The following is a 17006-nucleotide window of genomic DNA, read 5'->3' as shown; positions in this document are numbered from 1 at the left end:
AAGGGCGATCAAAAGCGACAGTATCGCGTCCACGACTGACCGTCCGCGTGGCGTTCCCGCCATTGCCATGAAGGACAAGGACCTGCTGCAGGCCGGCTACCGATACGCCCTGTCGTTGCGGACTGGGGCCGACGACGCCGATGACCTGGTCCAGGAGGCTTGGTACCGGCTGCATCGTCACGGTGGCCGCGCCGGCAGCAAGGCACACTTGTTCACGGTCATCCGAAACATCTACGTGGACCGGTGGCGGCGCGACCAGTTGATCGCGTTCGAGCCGCTGGACGACGTGGACGAGGTGGCCGACAGCTGGACCGCCGTCGATGACGGGCGGTACGATGCGCTGAGACTGGCTCGCCTTCTCGATTCGCTCCGCGCCGCCGAGCGCGAAGCGCTGTTCCTGCACGTTGTCGAAGGTTATACCGCGCAGGAAATCAGTGATTTCACCGGCCGGCCGCGCGGCACCGTCCTGAGTCTCATTCACCGCGCCAAACGGAAATTGCGGCGGGGTCTCGTGGCGGATCCGGCCGAGCCGAGTCCGGCAGCAAGGAAGGGGAAAGGGTCTGCGGCATGACCGACCTCGAATCTCACCTGCGGGAACATTACGCGCGGGCGCGTCTGTCCGACGCCCGCATCGAGCAGATCCTCGCTGCCGCTCCCGCCAGGGCGACACCCCCCCGAGTCTGGTACGCCCGCCTGGGCTCGCTCGCCGCCGCGCTGGTTATCGGCCTTGGAGGGTTGCACTTCCACCTGGTCGAGCGTGACATCGCGGCACGGGTGCTCGCGGAAGTCGCGATGAACCACGGCAAGCAACTGGACGTCGAAATCGCATCAGGAGACATAGCGGTCGTTGCCTCCGCACTCGACCGCCTCGACATCCCCCTTCGTCCGTCGAGTCAATGGCCCGCCCGCTATGCCCTCCTCGGCGGGCGCTACTGCTCGATTCAGGGCGGGCTCGCCGCACAACTCAAGCTGCGCGACCAGGAAACGGGCGACCTCCACACGCTGTACGCCACCCGACTGACGTCCGATCTCGAAACGGTCGTGGACACGGCAACCACGTACGACAACGTTGGCATCACCTTCTGGCGTGACGGGGACGTGTTCTTTACGCTGGCCGGCGGCGAAACGCCCAACGCCTGGCCGCAGGATTCGGACTAGGCAGGCACATCTACGGGCGGGCAACGGTCGGGGTCCACGCCGACCAAGTCCACGAGGCCGCTCCGCCGGGTCAGGCGGGCCGGCACCGGGCCCGCCCCGAACTGCCGGCTGTCCAACGCAAGGGTCATGGGCAGGACCATGGCCCCGTGCCCACTCGTAGCCGTCGATGTTCGACAGGACCGACGCGTCTGATGATCAAAGGCGCCCGCCGGCCGGGCTATGATTCTCCCCATAGCGCGTCGTTGACTGCCAAGCGAATCCCGGAGGAAGAAACGTGCCCGACAACCTCCGTGCCATCAATGAGCACCTGCAATCCCATCTCAGGCAAGACAACCGGGATTCCGTCCCCGCCGTGGAGGCTGCCCAATGGCTGGCCGAAGCGGGCTTGCTTCCCGATTCGAGCAGTCGGCCCGGTTTGCCGCTCCGCAAGCTGCTTCGAGCCAACCGCATCTTCGGCCAAGAACAGGTCCCGCCCTGCTCCGGCGGTCGATGGCACGTCCGGCGCCTGCCGCCGGTTACGGGCTACCACGCCCACATCTACTATGACGAGACGAGCCGGGCCGACGCAGCGGTGGTACGCGAAGATATAGCGGCCTATTTTTCGGTACGGCTCGGCCGGTGGAGGGATCAGCCGGTCGGCCCGCATCCCCAAGCGATGTACCAAGTTGCGTTTGCGCCCGAGGAATTCGCCAAGATCGTCCCTTGGCTAATGGTTCACCGCCGCGGTCTCACCGTCCTGATCCACCCCGAAACCGGGGAGGCGGTCGGAGATCATGACGAGCGGGCCCTGTGGCTGGGTCGAAAACTCCGTCTCCGGTTGCGCGTGCTTCGCTGACTAGCCGAGCGGGTCACGAACGGACGGACGGCGTCACGGCCGCATGCCGTTCCCGGAGCGTCCCGCTCAGGCAGGCTCCATCACGAAATTGAAGGTAGCCGAAAGACCCGCGTACCCCTTGGACACGCTCATCAGAAGGTCCGGACGGTACAGCGCATCCTGCACATTCAGTTCTTCGTCCGGGAAGTAAAGCTGGGTCGTGAGCTCGCGCAGGCCCTCCGCCTGAATCCGGACATGGATATGCGGGGTGCGGACGAAACCCGAACCATACGGGCCGGGCTTGAGCGTCAGGAACTGGTACCGGCCATCAGCGTCCGTCGGCACCCGGCCGCGGAGCTGGAAACTCTTCGTGTCGTAGACCCCGGTCGGGTCGGCCTGCCAGACGTCAAGTACCGCGGCCACCACCGGCCGGCACGCGACGTCGACAACCTGCCCTCGCACCGTGAGGTCCTTGCCGTCCATGCCCTCCACGCGGAAGTTTTCACGGAACGGAGCGCCCGCCACATGAAACGGTCCCGCCGTCTGCCTGGCGGTTTCCGCGGCGGTGCCGTCCGCGCAAAATCCTTCCTGCTGTGCAGCGGCCACCCACGGTGCCAGCGGAAGTGCCGAGACACCGAGCACACTGGCCCCTCCTCTAAGCAATAGACGTCGACGGTTCAGGTCGAAGCGGAGAGCAGTCATCGTCGGCACTTTCGCTGCAGCAGACGCAGGCAGCGCATCTTGCGACAGATTTTTGTCCATTGCCAACTGCCCTAGTTCGGTATCGTCCCTCAGCAGGTCGGCATTGCCCGTCCCTTGGAGCACATGCGTCATGTCGTTTCTTGTCACGAATCGCCCGTTTCTCGTTTACGGCTGGCGCCTCCTTGCTGTTGCCATCGCGCTGTTGGTCGCCAACCCGGCCGCCGCGGATCCGGAACGGTGGAAGCTTGCGTGGCCGGACACCGATTTCACGAAACACTCGGTGGACTTTCGATCGATCCGGTCAGGTGGGCCACCAAAGGACGGAATCCCCTCGATCGACAATCCGGTGTTCGTGCCCCTGTCCGAGGCTTCGGACCTGACGGACAAGGAGCCGGTGATCAGTCTCGACGTTGACGGCGACGCCCGTGCCTACCCCTTACGCGTCCTGATGTGGCACGAAATCGTCAACGACACGGTGGGCGGAGTCCCGGTCGCCGTTACGTACTGTCCGCTATGCAATGCTGCGATCGTCTTTGACCGCAGGCTCGGCGATCAAGTTCTCGATTTCGGGACAACCGGCAATCTCCGCAAATCCGATCTCGTCATGTACGACCGGCAAACGGAGAGTTGGTGGCAGCAGTACACAGGTGATGCCATCGTCGGCGAACTTACCGGCCAGACGCTCACCCTGCGTGCGTCGCGGCTCACGTCCTGGGAGCGTTTCCAGAAGGCGCACCCTGACGGTCGGGTCCTTGTGCCGAACGATCCACGGTCCCGCCACTACGGCGTGAACCCGTACGTCGGTTACGACACCCGCCCCGCCCCGTTTCTCTATGGCGGGGAACTCCCGGAGGGGATCGCCCCACTCGAGCGCGTGGTGGCGGTCGGAAACCGGGCATGGAGCTTCGAGTATCTCCAGGCAGTGCGCACCGTCGATGCCGGCGACTTCGTCATTACCTGGGAACCGGGCCAAGCATCTGCGCTCGATGCAAACATGGTCGCGTTGGGCCGGGACGTGGGCAACATCCTGGTGCAAACCAAGGAGAGCCCCCCGAAGGACGTGCCGCACCATGTGACGTTCGCGTTTGTGTTCCATGCTTTTCAGCCGGATGCAAACATCGTGGTCGGCGCGCCTTTCGAGCGTGGCGTAGGTGATGATGTATAGTTTTTTCCCATCTGCCGAGGGCAGATCGCTGGGTGGAGGAGCCAGAACCATGCGCATGATTGGTATCGCAGTTGCGCTTGCGGCCGCTTTCGGCATGGCCGGCCAAGTGTTGGCTGGCGCGGAACGCATCACGTATCCCGACAACTACAAGTCCGACTTCGTCTACTTCATGACGTCGGACCGTCCGGACAACAACACGGTCCGCGACCTCTACGCCAACCTCACCGCGTTCGAAAGTGCCAAGGACGGCGCCCCGCTCGACCACGGTTCGCAGTTCGCGATGGAGGTGTACGCCGCAGTGGTGGACGAGGCCGGGGAGCCCGTGTACGACGCCGACGGCCGCATGCAGAAGGCCAACCTCAAGGCCGTCGCCATCATGGAGAAGCAGCCGGGCTGGGGGGAGAGCTACCCGGAGGACATCCGGAACGGTGACTGGGAGTTCGGGTTCTTCTCCGGCGACGGCACGCTCAAGGCGGACGTCGACACGCGGCCCTGTATGGAATGCCACCTGCCCTTCGCCGAAGACGATTACGTGATCTACCTTGAGGAACTTGTCGCCAAGGCGAATGAGTAGCCGTCGCGCGCTGCTGGCTTGCGGCCTCGTTCTGGCCGTCGGGACTGCGACCGCTCCGGCGCAGGCCGCGGAGGACCCGGTCTTCACCGGGCCCTTCTCGTCCGTCGCGATTCGCGGGACCGATCCGGTCGCATACTTTTCGGAGGAGCGCCCGGTCGAGGGCAGCCGGGACTTCGCCTTCGATTGGCGTGGTGCGACGTGGCGGTTCAGCAGCCAGGCAAACCTTGATGCATTCCAAGCCGATCCGGAGCGCTACGCGCCGCAATACGGCGGCTATTGCGCATGGGCGGTGGCCAACGGCTACACCGCATCGACGGACCCGGAGGCATGGACGATCTACGAGGGCAAGCTCTACCTGAACTACAGCCTGTCGGTGCAGGCGCAATGGGAAGAGGACATCCCCGGAAACGTGCAGCGGGCCGACCAGAACTGGCCGGGCGTCCTGGAGCGCTGAACCGCTAGCGACGCACCGCGGGCGCCTCGACCGCCAGGCCTGTACCTCGCCAAGCGACGTAGAGCTGGAGCGCGTTGTAGTCGTCGCTGCCGATGGGGAGCGGCTCGGCGCGTGCCTGCTCGTTGCAAAACTGGAACCGGCGATGCACGGAACTCACCGTGCCCCAGCGAAGCAGGTACGCCGGAAACCCGTTGATCTGTCCCTGACTGATCCGCTCAGCCCGAAGCAGATGCCCGACGCGCTGGTCGTGGCACTGGGTACAGGCGACGTTCATCTGCCCGACACGTTCTGCGTAGAGGCTCCGGCCGCGCTCGAACCACGGCTGCGCCGGACCATCGATTCGCACTTGAAGAGGTTGCCCAGCCGACTGCCGCGTCACGTAGACGCTCAGCGACAACAGCGGGTCGCTCTCCAGCGGGTAGGGCTCGCTTCCCATGTGGCGCGTGCGGCATGCGTTAATGCGCTGCTCGAGATTCATCAGCAGGCCGCTGACAGGATCGATCTTCGGATAGGTCGGGGCCGCACCCGCCAGCGCTTCGGCAGCCCCATGGCAGGAGGAGCAGGACTCTCCGTCAACTCCGTCCTGGCTATCCCAGAGGTCGGCACCGCGCTCCACCCAGAACAGCCCGGGATTGGCAAATTCGTCGTCCTGGATTGCCTGCGTTTCCGGGCGGGCAAACTCGTAGCCGGAGCGGGGCGGAGAAGGCGCGGGGGCGGGGAGTTCGGAGCCGACCCAGGCCGGCCATGCGACGGCCATTCCGGCCACCGCCGGCCACAGCCAGGGGAGGCGTCTCAAGCGACGGCGGACGGGGCCTCGGCCGTGACCGGCCACACCTCTCGACCCTCCGCATCGAACACCTGGATGAACGCGGTACGAGTCGTCGACTTGAGATAGTCGTCGATCCACTCCACCTCGATCACGCCCGACTCATCCACGCGGAGAGGAAACGAGAGGAAGGGGTTCTCGGACACGCCCGAGTACCAACGCGCCTGAAAGACCTCCACCCCGTTGAAGCGGCAGACGACCGACTGAATGATGAACCGCGGATAGATGACCCCGGAATCCGGGTCGCGCCGGACGCCCGGCTCCATCGGATGACGCGCCAGCGTCTTCACGACGATCACTTCGCCCTGCTTGGCCTGCTCGGGCACTTTCAGCCGTCGCTCGTCGGCTCGTGAGGCCATCGCCTAACTGCAGGCTCCGAGCGTCACGTTCACATGCGAGCGCGCAAGGCCCAGGCTTCCATCCACCATTTCCGCGACTATCACCAGGTCCGCAGTCTGCCGCATCCGACATCGCATCGCGATCTCAGCACGACCCGACTGCTCCGTGAAGTGGTAGGTGGCGACCTCAGGGAAGGGATTGCCCATCGCCAGGACGTGCACCACCGCGGGCCGGTCATCCCCGGTCATGGAGCAGTTCACGCGGAACGTGATGGGGACAACGTTGCCGTTTTCCGCAATATCCGGGGCCGTGAAATCCACCAATCCCGGGACGGGTTCCCGGCCCCGGACGAGGTTCCGGAGAATGCGCTTCGCCTCTTCCAAGTCCGGCTCTACCCGAAACGTCTGGCGGAAGCTCTGAAACCGGTCTCGAAAGGGGTTGCCTGCCGAATCCTGGGCAAGGGCCCGCGACCCCGCGAGCCCCGTCACCGCCAGAGAGCCGCCAGCCTGCAGCAGAGCCCGACGAGACGGCCGGGGGGCATGCGGCAAGTCTCGAACCGGCGCGCCTGAGGCCGTTGCTGACGATGAATCTCCGGCAGTCATGCTACCGATATAGTTCGCAACGCAGATTTGCGCTAGCGCCCGTCGGCACGAAGTGTGAGCAGGAAGGCGATCACGTCTTCGACCTCCTGCGCCGAGAGAATCGGGCGGCCACGGTGCTGCGGCGCCACGCGCTGCAGGCCGTCGACCTGGTGGAACGCCGGCATCACCGTGTCCGGATTGAGTGTTCGGGGCGCCACCAGCCGCAACCGCAGCATACCGGCGGTGGCGCGGTCCCCGATTCCCTCGAGCGGGGGTCCAAGATCACCGTGAAATGGCTCTTCCGGAATCGGCGCGTGGTGACAGGCGAGACAGTTCCCTGCGCGACCGGCGACGATGGCCCGCCCGCGCTCGGGATCGCCGGCCAGGCCGTCGAGCGGCTTCGGGATCGAGTCATTCACGATCTGGTAAATTGCCAACGGTTCGGAATCGGCCGTATCCGACCGGGTTGCGGACAGCGAAGCCGTGCCCAACACCAAGACTGCGAGAACCATGCGCATCCTGGCACCCTATCTGTCGCGTGATCCTGCACCAACCCGCGCGGGAGGGCTCGTGCCCGCCGTGTTCGCGCTTGCGATCGCAGCGCCGGGACCGGCCGTCGCCGACATGTCCGGCGACGGTGCCCGTCTGGCGGCGCCGTGTGCCGGATGCCATGGCACCGCGGGACGGGTGCCTGAGGGCAGCGTCATTCCGGATCTGGCAGGACGGGAAGCGACCGAACTGGCCAGCCTCCTTGCGGCCTACCGGTCGGGCGAACGCCCGAGCGAGGAAATGGGCCGGATCGCGCGCGGCTACGATGATTCTGAGATTGCCGCACTCGCCGAATGGTTCGCGGCTCAGCCGCCGGGGAACGAGCCATGAGTTTCACCCGCCGAAGCATTCTGGCGGGCGGCGCCGCTGCACTGGTTTCGGCCCTGCCCGTTCGCGCCGAACGCATCCTGCCGGCGACCGGCCCTCGGGTGGTGGTTCTCGGCGGCGGCTGGGGCGGTCTCACGGCCGCCAAGTACATTCGGCTGCTGGATCCCGGCATCGAGGTGGTCCTGATCGAACGAAGGACCGCGTTCCACTCTTGCCCGATCAGCAATTGGGTGATCGGTCATCTCCGGACGGTTGACGAGATCACCCATTCCTACGCCGCACTCTCGGAGCGACACGGCATCCGGATCCTTCACACCGAAGTGGAGGCGGTCGACGTCGACGCGAAGGCCATCGTCACCGCCGACGGCGTGGTGGCGGGGGACCGCCTGATCCTGAGTCCGGGCGTGGCGTTCGACTACACGGGAATCGACGGCTGGAACGAAGCAGCTGCCAAGCGGTTCCCTGCTGCCTGGAGCCCGGGGCCCGAAACGGCGCTGCTCCGGGCCCGACTTGCCGAGCTGCCGTCCGGGGGGCGCGTCGCACTGACGATCCCGCCAAGCCCGTACCGGTGCCCGCCAGGACCGTACGAGCGCATCAGCCTGGTTGCCGCATACCTCAAGCTGCACAAGCCCGGGGCCACCATCACGGTGCTCGATGCCAACCAGAAGATCGTATCCAAGGGCAAGATCTTCCAGGCGGCCTGGGACGAACTGTATCCGGGCATCGTCGACTACCGCCCGGACAGCCCGCTCGTCCAGGTGGACGCCTCCGCGGGCACGGTTTCCAGCGATTTCGACGACGTGGCCGCCGATGTCGTCAACGTCATTCCGTCGCAGCGGGCTTCCCGCCTGCTCCACGACGCCGGTCTGGTACCAGACGGGGCGACGTGGGCGCCTGTCGACCCCTACGGCTTCACGTCCACCTTGACCTCCGACATCCATATCGTGGGCGACGCCACGGACCAGACGACCGTGGGTAAGGTGCCGAAATCGGGTTTTATCGCGAATTCGATGGGCAAGGTGGCAGCGCGAGCCGCAGTCGCCGCGCTGACAGGGAACGGGGCTCCGCCCCCGTCCCTCATCAACACCTGCTACAGCCTCGTTTCGCCGGAGGAAGGGGCGTCGGTCGGTGCGGTGTACGGCTACGACCCCGAGACGGGGCTACTCCAGGTCCGACCGGGTTCCAGTGGTGTCTCCAGCCAGCGGTCCGCGACCGTAGCGCTGCAGGCGTGGGACTGGGCCCGCGCGATCTGGCAAGACATGCTCGGCTAGCGCGTAAGTTTCCGGCCGAGGGATCGGCTGGGACGAATCCCCCTGGCGCCGGTACGTCGCCCGCGGGTCGGCTTGGGCCCTGCAGCCGGCCCCCAGGCCGCTACCTGATGGCGACGGCGCCCGCCGGCGGTTTGGATGCTGCGGAGGTTTCTTCGAGTTCCTGCCACTTGATTCTCCAGCATTGCCACTGTGGCAACGCGCTCCATATGGTGTGGCGAAGCATGGCTCGATGGGCGATCCGCCATTTCGCCGACTTCCGGAGCTCGGCCCCGGGGTTTGTCACGGAGTGGTTCCACGCGAGTCGAATGATCTGCCTAGGGGAGTAGTCCATGGCCGTTCGCCAGAAGGCCCCAGTTGTCGCCAACCGCGCCGTCCGAAGTGCTGTCACCGGCGTGTGGTGCCTTCTCGCAGCATTGGCGATCGCGCCTTTCTCGGCTGATGCGGAGACGGAGCCTGACGACGCACAGCGGCTGCAACCCATCACCGTGACCGCGACCAGAAACCCGATCGACGCGTTCAGCTTTCCCGGCATGGTCACCGCGCTGGGCCGCGCGGAGATCGAAACCCGGCAGCCGTCCTCACCTGATGACGTCCTGAAGATGATTCCCGGTGTCGAGTTCACCGGCGGTCCCCGACGCACGGGCGAAGTGCCAAGGATCCGCGGGTTCGAAGGTGCCGACGTCATCGTGACCATCGACGGAGCACGACAGAACTTCGATTCCGTCCATGACGGCCGCTTCTTTCTCGACCCAAGCCTGCTCAAGCGGGTTGAAGTCCTGCGCGGACCTGCCTCGTCGCTGTACGGGAGCGGGGGCACCGGGGGCCTGATCGCCTTTCAGACCCTCGACGCAGCGGACCTCCTCCCCGCTGGCGAAACTGCGGGCACGAAGGTCACTGGCGGCTACCGGTCCGTCAATTCCGAGCGCTTCAGCAATTTCACCGCGTACAGCATGCCGCTGGAGGGGGTGGATGCCGTCGCCAGCATCACGGCACGCGGATCCGGAACGATCCGGCTCGGTGACGGTAACCACCTGCGCGACACTGATGACGACATCCTGGCCGGCCTGGCGAAGGCCGGTTTGGAAATTGCGGGCCACCACCGTTTCGAAGCGTCGGCCACGGCCTTCCGAAACGATGCGCGGGAACCCAACGACGGCCAGCAAAGGTTCGGTCAGGAGGTGGCCGCAAACGGCCTAGTGCAAAAGGACGTACGCTCGGCATCGTTCAGTGCGGCCTACCATTACGACGACCCCACGAATCGCTACGTCGATTTCGACGCCGTCGTCTATCGGACCCTGTTCCGGGTGGACGAGCTCAGACTTGAGGACGTCAGCGGCGGCCCCGCCGGCGAGCTGCTGCGTCGGGATGTCGGTACGCTCGGCATGCGCCTGGACAATCGCTCGCGCTTCCCTGTCTCTGAAGCCACGCACGTCACGCTGACCTACGGCGCCGAGTACTGGCGCGACTCGCAGGACGGCGGCGACGGCGGTATGCGCATGGGGCAACCGGACACCAATGCCACCGAGCGCCATGGCGTACCGGACGCGGACGCCCGCTTCACCGGAATCTTCGCACAGGCCGAGATCGTGCTCCCCGATCCGTTCGGCGATGAATCGGGCAGTCTTCTGGTCATCCCCGGCGCGCGTTACGACTCGTACCGAATTTCCAGTTCGAACCGGCTTGGTGCGGACAACAGCCGACACGAACTCTCGCCCAAGATCGGCGTGACCTGGCTGCCGACGGACCGGTTGATGGCGTTCGCCAACTACGCCCACGCGTTCCGGGCGCCTACTGCCGACGAGATCTACCTGACGGGTTCGCATTTCCCCCTGTTTCGGGGACCTGGCGAATTGGTCGGCTTCAACCGCTTCGAGCCCAACCCCCAGCTGAAGCCGCAGACGACCAGGACCGTCGAGGTGGGGGCCGGGGCCACCTTCAACGACGTCTTGGCAAAGCAGGACCAGTTCCAGATCAAGGCGACTCATTTCCGCGTTCGAGGACGCGACTTCATCGATCGGGCGATACGCCAGGTGTTTCCCGTGCCAAGGGACTGCGTTCCGTTCGTATCAGACCAGGTCCGTGTGCCCGCGGGCCCTCCAAACGTGTTCCGCACCGGCTGCGAGGGCGCCGCATTTTCAGCCAATGTCCCGAAAGCGCGGCTCCGGGGCACGGAGGTTGACGCCACCTACGACGGCGACGGTCTCCGGGTCGCGCTCGGTTTTTCCGCCATCGACGGAGAAAACGAGGAAACGGGCAGGAAGCTCGGTCGCCTGGCGCCGGGTCAGGTCACGGTCGATGCCGCCGTCAAGCTCCCGCGACTCGACTCCGTTGTCGGCTGGCGCCTGCAGCTGGCGGACCGCTTTGACAAGGTGAACGATCCGGCGGATGCCCGCGCCGGCTACGCGGTGCACGACTTCTATTTCTCCTGGCGGCCCGTGCAACACCTGGCAGGATTTGGCGTCGATCTGGGAATCGACAACGCGTTCGACAAGGCGTACACGCGGGTTGACACGGCCGCGGTCGAGCCCGGCCGCAACTTCAGGATCTCGGCCGGCTACGCCTTGGCATGGTAGGGAGGACCGGTCTGCAGCCGGGGAGTGTTTCGTCGCCGGGCACCCCCGCACGCGATACCGCTCCCGACCGACCGGATCGCCGGGACACGCGGCACGAGTTGATGGCGCGCTGGCAGGCACTCAAGTCTGACGAGCCGCGCTTGCGCGCGCGCGACGCGGCAACCCGGCTCGGCGTGTCAGAGGCCGAACTCGTCCACGCACGGACTGATGCGGAAGTCCACCGCCTCGACGGACCCTGGGACCGTCTGGTCGCAGGCGTTTTCGGTCTCGGACCCGTGATGGCGCTGACGCGGAACGATCACGCTGTCCACGAGAAGGTCGGACAATTCGAACAGATCCAGGTGCTTTCCTGCGGCGGCCAGGTCAAGGGTGACGGAATGCAGCTTCGGCTCTTCTTTCCCCACTGGCACTACGGGTTCGCGATCACCGAAGCGTTCCAGAAACGGACCAGGTGCAGTCTGCAATTCTTCGATTCTGCCGGCACTGCCGTGCACAAGGTGTATCTGCGCAGACGAAGCGATGAGCACGCCTTCCGGGAGCTGGTCAGCGAATACCGGTACCCTGGCCGGTGGCAGGATCTCGCGGCAACCGACGACGCGGCAATCCGGTACGAACGACTGCACGACGACACCGAACAATCGAACCCGCGCAATCAGAGGCTTCCTCGGGACGGCACACGCGATGTCGCCGACACACCACAAGGATGGACAATCGGGCGCATCCGGCAGCTCCGCGCATTGCCGGAGCACAGCGCCAGACGTATTCGGGACGATGGTTTTCAGATCGCGCTGGAGCACGCTGCCGAGGCCGGGATTCCCGTGACCTTGCTCGTCGGCAACGGCGGTGCGCTTCAATCCCACACGGGCCCCGTGCGGCGCCTCAAGCAAGTGGGCCCCTGGTTCAACGTCCTTGATCCCGACTTCAGCCTCCACTTGCGGAGCGATGGCATAGCCAGCGCGTGGGCCCTCCAGGAGCAGACGTGCGACGGCATCGTCACCTCGGTCGAGATCTTTGCTGCTGCCGGCCCACGAATCGCCAGCCTCCAAGGCCAGCGGAACCCTGGTGAAGAAGAGACCAGCGAGTGGCGGGCCCTCGCCGCGTCGTTGAGCAACGACCCCCGCAACTGATTGGGCTGGAAGGGCCTTCCGTCCGTTCGATGGCGGGCTCCGACACCACGGACAGCCCTGGTGCCGCACCGCAGGCCGTGGCCAGCGCAGGACAGCGGCGGACGGCAGCCGCACTTCCGCCCGGGGATGGAGAACAGCCAGAACGGGCCCGCGTTGTAGCGGCACGATCAAGCTCGCCCGCGCGCCTTGCGAAATCCGTTCCCCGCGCACCCCCGCTTCCTGCTTCCAATGACATCGCGTTCCCGTTAGCGTCTCCCTGTGGTCAAGCGGAGTGTCGCGCGATGTTCATCGCCATGAACCGGTTCAAGGTTGTGAGAGGACATGAAGCCGAATTTGAGAGACTGTGGGCCGAACGCGATACCCATCTGGAAGCAGTGCCGGGGTTTCAGAAATTTCACCTCCTCAGGGGGTCTGAAGCCGACGACCACACCCTGTATTCGTCGCACACCGTCTGGCGCGACAGGGACGCATTCGTTGATTGGACCAGGTCGGAGGCCTTTCGCAATGCCCATGCAGGCGCCGGGTCACGGCAGAAACTCTATCTCGGACACCCGCAATTCGAAGGTTTCGACGTGATTCTTACCGACTGACGCGGGATCCGATCAGCGTTGCGGCGGCGGTTCGAACCACTTGTGCAAACCTGGCAGCATCCTTCGGGCATTGGCTGCAATCCACCGCCACCTGCCCGGACGCCACCAACAAGTTCACGTCACCGCTAGCGGTCAGCTACCCCTGCTCCAGTTGAAGGTTCCGAGGGCGGCCAGAGCGAGATCAAGATCGTGGCGATGACCGCCAGGGGGATGGCGGCCTGCCAACTCCCCATCGCCCACAACGTGAGAAAGCTGGTCACGCACACCGCGAGCGGTATCGGAAGGCAGATGACCGTCAGCGGGCCTCGTGCCATCAGACCAAATCCCAAGGTCGCCACTGCCGTCGGATCGGTTGCGGTCCCGACAAACTCACCTCCCATGATGCCCTGACCCCGGATGAACGCTGCCAACGGATACAGAAGTGATGCGCCCAAGACCAAGATCAGGCCCGCCACCCGGCGCCAGGTCGAAAAGGTCAGTTCCTGACGCCGGACCCAGATGATCCCGAATCCCACGATCAGCAGCGCCTGCAGGTAGAACGCGGGAACCGCGTAGGACGCCAGCCAGTTGATCTGGACATACCACCGGTCCACGAAGAACCCGCCGCACCATGCCCAGGCCATCCCCAAGGCGCCTACTGCCAGGTACGGAACCGTCCGTCTGAATCGCCTGTACGCGACGAGACAGATCGCGAACAGCAATGGGAACGCGAGCGGCAGTGGCCAGACCGCCTGATTGGCCTGTTCGAACAGGCGCCAGTAGGTATCGGGGGCGAAAAGCAGAAAATCGTGCAGCCGGTAATCCAGCCAGTTCATGCCTAGAGATCTGCGAAATGCGCCGCCAGTCCCTGCCGCATCGCGGTATCCGGTATCGGCCCCAGTACGACACGCTTGTTCTCGCGCACGTGGTCGACCCGCGTGGTCGCGGGAATGACGCAGGTAACCGCCGGATGTCCCAGGATGAACTTGAGCGAGATCTGTGCCCAGCTTTCGGCCTTCAGTTCGGGCGCCATGGCTGGCAGCGGCTTGCCGGAGAGATGCCGGATCAGGGCGCCGCGCCGGAACGGACGATTGACAATGACGGCAATGCCCTTTTCGTGCGCCAGCGGCAGCAGGCGGGCTTCCGCTTCCCGATCTGCGAGGTTGTAGGTCAGCTGGACGAAGTCGATCGGCTGGTTGGCCATGATGCGCTCCAGATCGCCGTGGCGGCGCCCGTGGGACGTCGTAATGCCAACGTGGCCAAGTTGCCCCGTCTCCTTCAGGGCAAAGAGAAGCTCGAGATTCGCCTGCCAATCGACCAGATTGTGCACCTGAAGCAAGTCGAAACGGCCGATGCCCCAGCGCCGCCCGGTCCGCTCCAGCTGCCCGCGGGCGTCAGCTGCCGACGTCCAGATCTTGTCCGCCGAAAACACGCGTCCGGCATCCCCAAGCTGCGCGAGAGCGTGACCGATGGTCGCCTGTGAAGAGCCATACATCGGCGACGAATCGATCATGCCGCCCCCCTCTTCCAGGAACGCTGCAATCACCCTCGTAGAGCGATCCAGCAGCACCGGATCTGAACCGACATTGAACGTGATCCAGCTGCCGATCCCGACCGCGGGGATGGCCGCGCCGGACGTGGGAATCCTGCGCCGCCCTTCGGCAACGTTGACCGCCCGACCAGAGGCGGGCAGCCACGCGGCAGCCGCGAAGCTTGTCGCTCCCTTGAGCACCGTACGACGGTTCATGGTCAGAGGCTTCCTCTTCGGTTCCGCCGGTCCCTCGGCCCGCGAAGCCTACTGCGCCGGTCAATGTTGCCGTGGGCTGCCCACGGACCCGACATACGTCGTCCAATACCAGTACCGGCAAACGGCGCGCCGAGAAGCTCGCATCGGGAAATCGTTGCATTTTCCCAGAAACGATTTTCCAAATCGCAAGCTGATGCATTGAAAATCAATGGATTGGGCGTTTCGCGGCGCCGAGCTTTCGATTCATGCCGATACTCAACCGCATGTGTCGACAACTCCCGATGCTCGCTCGAGACGCGTACACGTCAGGATTCAGCCTCCTGCCGCTGCGGCCTCTCCAACACACACGTGTCCAGTTCGCAGCGGATGCGCCCGTCGGGCACGGAGGACCCGTCAGCACAGGTCATCGTGTAGACGATGGCGGCACCTTCATTGCCGAGCCGCTGGATGTCTGGTTCGACGCACCCCGCTTCGATCGCAGCCTCCCGAGCCAGTGGTCCGTGCTCGATCATGGCGGTGGCCGGAGCCACGATCAGCAGGAACACGACATGAAGAGAGAGAACATGGTGCGTGCGCATACGGCCCCCAAGCAACAACCCGCTCGCCAGCCACTTCATTACCGCCACCGATCTGGCCGCGCAATGTATCGTGCAGGCGGCGCTCCGGCTTGCATACGGGATACGTGAATGTTGTTTCTTGAAGGTGTGAGAGTCCTGGACTTCACGACCTTGTTGCCGGGGCCCCTAGCAACGCTGGTACTGGCGGAGGCCGGTGCCGACGTGATCAAGATCGAGCGGCCTGGCGGCGATCCGACTCGCCATTCCCCGCCATTCGTTGACGGGGAGAGCGTGCCATTCGCCATGCTGAACCGCGGAAAACGAAGCATCGAGATCGACCTCAAGAAGCCGGGCGCCGCAAGCCGGATACTGGCGCTCGCCCAGAGTGCCGACGTCGTTATCGAACAGTTCCGGCCCGGCGTGATGGATCGTCTCGGCGTCGGGTACGAAGCCATGCGGCAGGCGAATCCGAAATGCATCTACTGCGCGATCAGCGGCTACGGTCAGCGGGGACTGCGGGCCGATGTGGCCGGGCATGACCTGAACTACGTCGCCGAGGCCGGACTCTTGGCCGTCACGTCGGACCGGCATGGCGATCCGGTCATGCCGCACACGCAGCTTGCCGACATCGGCGCCGGCAGCTACCCCGCCGTTATCAATATTCTTCTGGCGCTGTACCGCGCGCAGACCACCGGGACGGGAGCCTTCCTCGATGTCGCCATGACCGAGCAGACGTTTCCCTTCCTCTGGCAAGCGCTTACCCACGGCTGGGCAACCGGCACGATGGCGGACCCGAGCGAACTGCCCCTGTTGGGGGGCAGTCCTCGGTACGGGCTTTACGCCACCGCCGATGGCCGAATGCTCGCGCTCGGCGCCCTGGAAGACCGGTTCTGGGACAACTTCTGCGAACTGGTGGACCTGCCCGCGGCGCTTCGGGACGACACCCGCGACCCGGAAGCGACCCGACAGGGCGTCCGCGACGCCGTCGCGGCCCATCCGGCCGCCTACTGGCGCCCCAAGTTGCGGGACGCCAAACACCTTTGCTGCACGCTCGTGCCGTCACTCGCCGATGCCGTGGCGGATCCGCAGTTCGCGGAACGCGGCATTTTCTCGGCCCGGGTAGCGGTGGGCCACGGTTCGGAACTCCCGGCCGTGCCGGTGCCGCTCGCGCACGGGGTTGCCCGCCGGACCGCGCCCGCGGGTCCCCCATCCCGGGCACCGCGACTCGGCGATGCGAACGGGCTCCTGCCGCCGACATGACCCGCGTCCTTCTCATCAAGGAGCAGGGGCAACCCGTCCCACCGACCGACGGGGAACCCGCGATCTCGGCCGCCGACCTGCCGGTCGACGGGGCCGGATCCGCCGGCGCCCGCGACACGTTGGAGGCCGTGCGCACGGGTCGGGCAGACGCGATCGTGCTGGCGCTCCCCGCCGGTCGCGGCGCGACAGAATCCGCGGCAGCCATCAAACTATTGCTTGGTGCGGCGCCGGTGCCCACCGTTCTTTGCTTCCCGCACAACCTTCACGCGCTTCCGCGTCCATCGGATCAACAGGCGTTGGCCGGGCTGGTCACCGACGCGACCGCCGTCATCTACGGGTTCGGCCCGGCAACGGTGGAGCTCGCGATCCAGGCGGCAGTGCAGTTGGTACGGCAGCGACCGGAAGCCTGATTC

General features: G+C 65.4%; 21 protein-coding genes. 13 read left to right on the top strand and 8 right to left on the bottom strand.

Annotated elements, in window-relative coordinates; genetic code table 11:
• The first annotated feature begins 67 nt into the window (after window positions 1–67).
• The 3 genes from OXH60_13785 (at window position 68) to OXH60_13775 (ending at window position 1993) form a co-directional block, all read left to right on the top strand.
• Complete coding sequence (locus OXH60_13785) at window positions 68–571, top strand: RNA polymerase sigma factor (protein ID MDE0713191.1); 504 nt, start codon at window positions 68–70, stop codon at window positions 569–571.
• The gene (locus OXH60_13780; protein ID MDE0713190.1) at window positions 568–1158 is read left to right on the top strand and encodes a hypothetical protein; all 591 of its coding nucleotides are present in this window, start codon (window positions 568–570) and stop codon (window positions 1156–1158) included. The genes OXH60_13785 and OXH60_13780 overlap by 4 nt, the downstream gene beginning before the upstream one ends.
• Window positions 1159–1432: 274 nt before the next feature.
• Entirely contained in the window at window positions 1433–1993 is a 561-nt protein-coding gene (locus tag OXH60_13775) for a DOPA 4,5-dioxygenase family protein (GenBank protein MDE0713189.1), read from the top strand.
• 66 nt (window positions 1994–2059) lie between these two features.
• Here OXH60_13775 and OXH60_13770 read toward each other — a convergent pair whose 3' ends face one another.
• Window positions 2060–2806 (bottom strand): hypothetical protein, encoded by a 747-nt coding sequence (locus OXH60_13770; GenBank protein ID MDE0713188.1) that lies wholly within the window; start codon window positions 2804–2806, stop codon window positions 2060–2062.
• Between OXH60_13770 and OXH60_13765 the strand changes: the two genes are divergently transcribed.
• Genes OXH60_13765 through OXH60_13755 form a run of 3 tightly spaced genes read left to right on the top strand, consistent with a single transcriptional unit; the run spans window position 2805 to window position 4867 of the window.
• Window positions 2805–3839 carry a DUF3179 domain-containing protein gene (locus OXH60_13765; protein MDE0713187.1) on the top strand — a complete coding sequence of 345 codons (1035 nt, stop codon included), beginning with the start codon at window positions 2805–2807 and terminating at the stop codon, window positions 3837–3839. The genes OXH60_13770 and OXH60_13765 overlap by 2 nt on opposite strands.
• Before the next feature lie 49 nt (window positions 3840–3888).
• The gene (locus OXH60_13760; protein ID MDE0713186.1) at window positions 3889–4413 is read left to right on the top strand and encodes a cytochrome P460 family protein; all 525 of its coding nucleotides are present in this window, start codon (window positions 3889–3891) and stop codon (window positions 4411–4413) included.
• Window positions 4406–4867, top strand: coding sequence for a YHS domain-containing protein (locus OXH60_13755; protein MDE0713185.1), 462 nt, complete (start codon window positions 4406–4408; stop codon window positions 4865–4867). Before OXH60_13760 ends, OXH60_13755 begins: the two co-directional genes overlap by 8 nt.
• 4 nt (window positions 4868–4871) lie before the next feature.
• On the opposite strand, the gene soxA is transcribed toward OXH60_13755, so the two are convergent.
• From soxA to soxX, 4 genes are all read right to left on the bottom strand, one after another.
• Window positions 4872–5624, bottom strand: a complete 753-nt coding sequence (gene soxA, locus OXH60_13750) for a sulfur oxidation c-type cytochrome SoxA (protein MDE0713184.1) — start codon at window positions 5622–5624, stop codon at window positions 4872–4874.
• Window positions 5625–5659: 35 nt separating this feature from the next.
• The gene (gene soxZ, locus OXH60_13745; GenBank protein MDE0713183.1) at window positions 5660–6052 is read right to left on the bottom strand and encodes a thiosulfate oxidation carrier complex protein SoxZ; all 393 of its coding nucleotides are present in this window, start codon (window positions 6050–6052) and stop codon (window positions 5660–5662) included.
• 3 nt (window positions 6053–6055) lie between these two features.
• Window positions 6056–6520 carry a thiosulfate oxidation carrier protein SoxY gene (locus OXH60_13740; GenBank protein MDE0713182.1) on the bottom strand — a complete coding sequence of 155 codons (465 nt, stop codon included), beginning with the start codon at window positions 6518–6520 and terminating at the stop codon, window positions 6056–6058.
• 146 nt (window positions 6521–6666) lie between these two features.
• On the bottom strand, window positions 6667–7131 hold the full coding sequence (gene soxX / locus OXH60_13735; protein ID MDE0713181.1) for a sulfur oxidation c-type cytochrome SoxX: 465 nt from the start codon (window positions 7129–7131) through the stop codon (window positions 6667–6669).
• Here soxX and OXH60_13730 point away from each other — a divergent pair.
• The 5 genes from OXH60_13730 to OXH60_13710 all read left to right on the top strand — a co-directional run bounded on the left by OXH60_13730 (window position 7124) and on the right by OXH60_13710 (window position 13050).
• Entirely contained in the window at window positions 7124–7492 is a 369-nt protein-coding gene (locus tag OXH60_13730) for a hypothetical protein (protein ID MDE0713180.1), read from the top strand. The two genes, soxX and OXH60_13730, sit on opposite strands and share 8 nt — an antisense overlap.
• The gene (locus OXH60_13725; GenBank protein ID MDE0713179.1) at window positions 7489–8760 is read left to right on the top strand and encodes an NAD(P)/FAD-dependent oxidoreductase; all 1272 of its coding nucleotides are present in this window, start codon (window positions 7489–7491) and stop codon (window positions 8758–8760) included. The genes OXH60_13730 and OXH60_13725 overlap by 4 nt, the downstream gene beginning before the upstream one ends.
• 329 nt (window positions 8761–9089) lie before the next feature.
• Window positions 9090–11333, top strand: coding sequence for a TonB-dependent hemoglobin/transferrin/lactoferrin family receptor (locus tag OXH60_13720; protein MDE0713178.1), 2244 nt, complete (start codon window positions 9090–9092; stop codon window positions 11331–11333).
• Complete coding sequence (locus OXH60_13715) at window positions 11327–12460, top strand: hemin-degrading factor (protein ID MDE0713177.1); 1134 nt, start codon at window positions 11327–11329, stop codon at window positions 12458–12460. The genes OXH60_13720 and OXH60_13715 overlap by 7 nt, the downstream gene beginning before the upstream one ends.
• A gap of 281 nt (window positions 12461–12741) precedes the next feature.
• On the top strand, window positions 12742–13050 hold the full coding sequence (locus tag OXH60_13710; GenBank protein ID MDE0713176.1) for an antibiotic biosynthesis monooxygenase: 309 nt from the start codon (window positions 12742–12744) through the stop codon (window positions 13048–13050).
• 125 nt (window positions 13051–13175) lie between these two features.
• Here OXH60_13710 and OXH60_13705 read toward each other — a convergent pair whose 3' ends face one another.
• From OXH60_13705 to OXH60_13695, 3 genes are all read right to left on the bottom strand, one after another.
• Complete coding sequence (locus tag OXH60_13705; GenBank protein MDE0713175.1) at window positions 13176–13865, bottom strand: hypothetical protein; 690 nt, start codon at window positions 13863–13865, stop codon at window positions 13176–13178.
• 2 nt (window positions 13866–13867) lie between these two features.
• On the bottom strand, window positions 13868–14776 hold the full coding sequence (locus tag OXH60_13700) for an aldo/keto reductase (GenBank protein MDE0713174.1): 909 nt from the start codon (window positions 14774–14776) through the stop codon (window positions 13868–13870).
• Window positions 14777–15081: 305 nt separating this feature from the next.
• Window positions 15082–15393 carry a hypothetical protein gene (locus OXH60_13695; GenBank protein MDE0713173.1) on the bottom strand — a complete coding sequence of 104 codons (312 nt, stop codon included), beginning with the start codon at window positions 15391–15393 and terminating at the stop codon, window positions 15082–15084.
• Between the two features lie 69 nt (window positions 15394–15462).
• Between OXH60_13695 and OXH60_13690 the strand changes: the two genes are divergently transcribed.
• Window positions 15463–16593, top strand: a complete 1131-nt coding sequence (locus OXH60_13690; protein MDE0713172.1) for a CoA transferase — start codon at window positions 15463–15465, stop codon at window positions 16591–16593.
• Window positions 16590–17003 (top strand): hypothetical protein, encoded by a 414-nt coding sequence (locus OXH60_13685; protein ID MDE0713171.1) that lies wholly within the window; start codon window positions 16590–16592, stop codon window positions 17001–17003. Before OXH60_13690 ends, OXH60_13685 begins: the two co-directional genes overlap by 4 nt.
• Window positions 17004–17006: the final 3 nt, after the last annotated feature.

It is taken from the genome of Rhodospirillales bacterium (genome assembly GCA_028824295.1).
In the GTDB taxonomy this organism is placed as follows: Bacteria; Pseudomonadota; Alphaproteobacteria; order TMED109; family TMED109; genus VXPW01.
Note: the sequence above shows the minus strand (reverse complement) of the source record. Positions and strands in the feature narration are given on the sequence as shown.

Excerpts from the sequence above, each read along its gene's own strand:
- OXH60_13785 (MDE0713191.1), top strand. The coding sequence starts at position 68 with ATGAAGGACAAGGACCTGCTGCAGGCCGGCTACCGATACGCCCTGTCG.
- OXH60_13780 (MDE0713190.1), top strand. The coding sequence starts at position 568 with ATGACCGACCTCGAATCTCACCTGCGGGAACATTACGCGCGGGCGCGT.
- OXH60_13765 (MDE0713187.1), top strand. The coding sequence starts at position 2,805 with ATGTCGTTTCTTGTCACGAATCGCCCGTTTCTCGTTTACGGCTGGCGC.
- OXH60_13770 (MDE0713188.1), bottom strand. The coding sequence starts at position 2,806 with ATGACGCATGTGCTCCAAGGGACGGGCAATGCCGACCTGCTGAGGGAC.
- OXH60_13760 (MDE0713186.1), top strand. The coding sequence starts at position 3,889 with ATGCGCATGATTGGTATCGCAGTTGCGCTTGCGGCCGCTTTCGGCATG.
- OXH60_13755 (MDE0713185.1), top strand. The coding sequence starts at position 4,406 with ATGAGTAGCCGTCGCGCGCTGCTGGCTTGCGGCCTCGTTCTGGCCGTC.
- soxA (MDE0713184.1), bottom strand. The coding sequence starts at position 5,624 with ATGGCCGTCGCATGGCCGGCCTGGGTCGGCTCCGAACTCCCCGCCCCC.
- soxZ (MDE0713183.1), bottom strand. The coding sequence starts at position 6,052 with ATGGCCTCACGAGCCGACGAGCGACGGCTGAAAGTGCCCGAGCAGGCC.
- OXH60_13730 (MDE0713180.1), top strand. The coding sequence starts at position 7,124 with ATGCGCATCCTGGCACCCTATCTGTCGCGTGATCCTGCACCAACCCGC.
- soxX (MDE0713181.1), bottom strand. The coding sequence starts at position 7,131 with ATGCGCATGGTTCTCGCAGTCTTGGTGTTGGGCACGGCTTCGCTGTCC.
- OXH60_13725 (MDE0713179.1), top strand. The coding sequence starts at position 7,489 with ATGAGTTTCACCCGCCGAAGCATTCTGGCGGGCGGCGCCGCTGCACTG.
- OXH60_13720 (MDE0713178.1), top strand. The coding sequence starts at position 9,090 with ATGGCCGTTCGCCAGAAGGCCCCAGTTGTCGCCAACCGCGCCGTCCGA.
- OXH60_13715 (MDE0713177.1), top strand. The coding sequence starts at position 11,327 with ATGGTAGGGAGGACCGGTCTGCAGCCGGGGAGTGTTTCGTCGCCGGGC.
- OXH60_13710 (MDE0713176.1), top strand. The coding sequence starts at position 12,742 with ATGTTCATCGCCATGAACCGGTTCAAGGTTGTGAGAGGACATGAAGCC.
- OXH60_13705 (MDE0713175.1), bottom strand. The coding sequence starts at position 13,865 with ATGAACTGGCTGGATTACCGGCTGCACGATTTTCTGCTTTTCGCCCCC.
- OXH60_13700 (MDE0713174.1), bottom strand. The coding sequence starts at position 14,776 with ATGAACCGTCGTACGGTGCTCAAGGGAGCGACAAGCTTCGCGGCTGCC.
- OXH60_13695 (MDE0713173.1), bottom strand. The coding sequence starts at position 15,393 with ATGAAGTGGCTGGCGAGCGGGTTGTTGCTTGGGGGCCGTATGCGCACG.
- OXH60_13690 (MDE0713172.1), top strand. The coding sequence starts at position 15,463 with ATGTTGTTTCTTGAAGGTGTGAGAGTCCTGGACTTCACGACCTTGTTG.
- OXH60_13685 (MDE0713171.1), top strand. The coding sequence starts at position 16,590 with ATGACCCGCGTCCTTCTCATCAAGGAGCAGGGGCAACCCGTCCCACCG.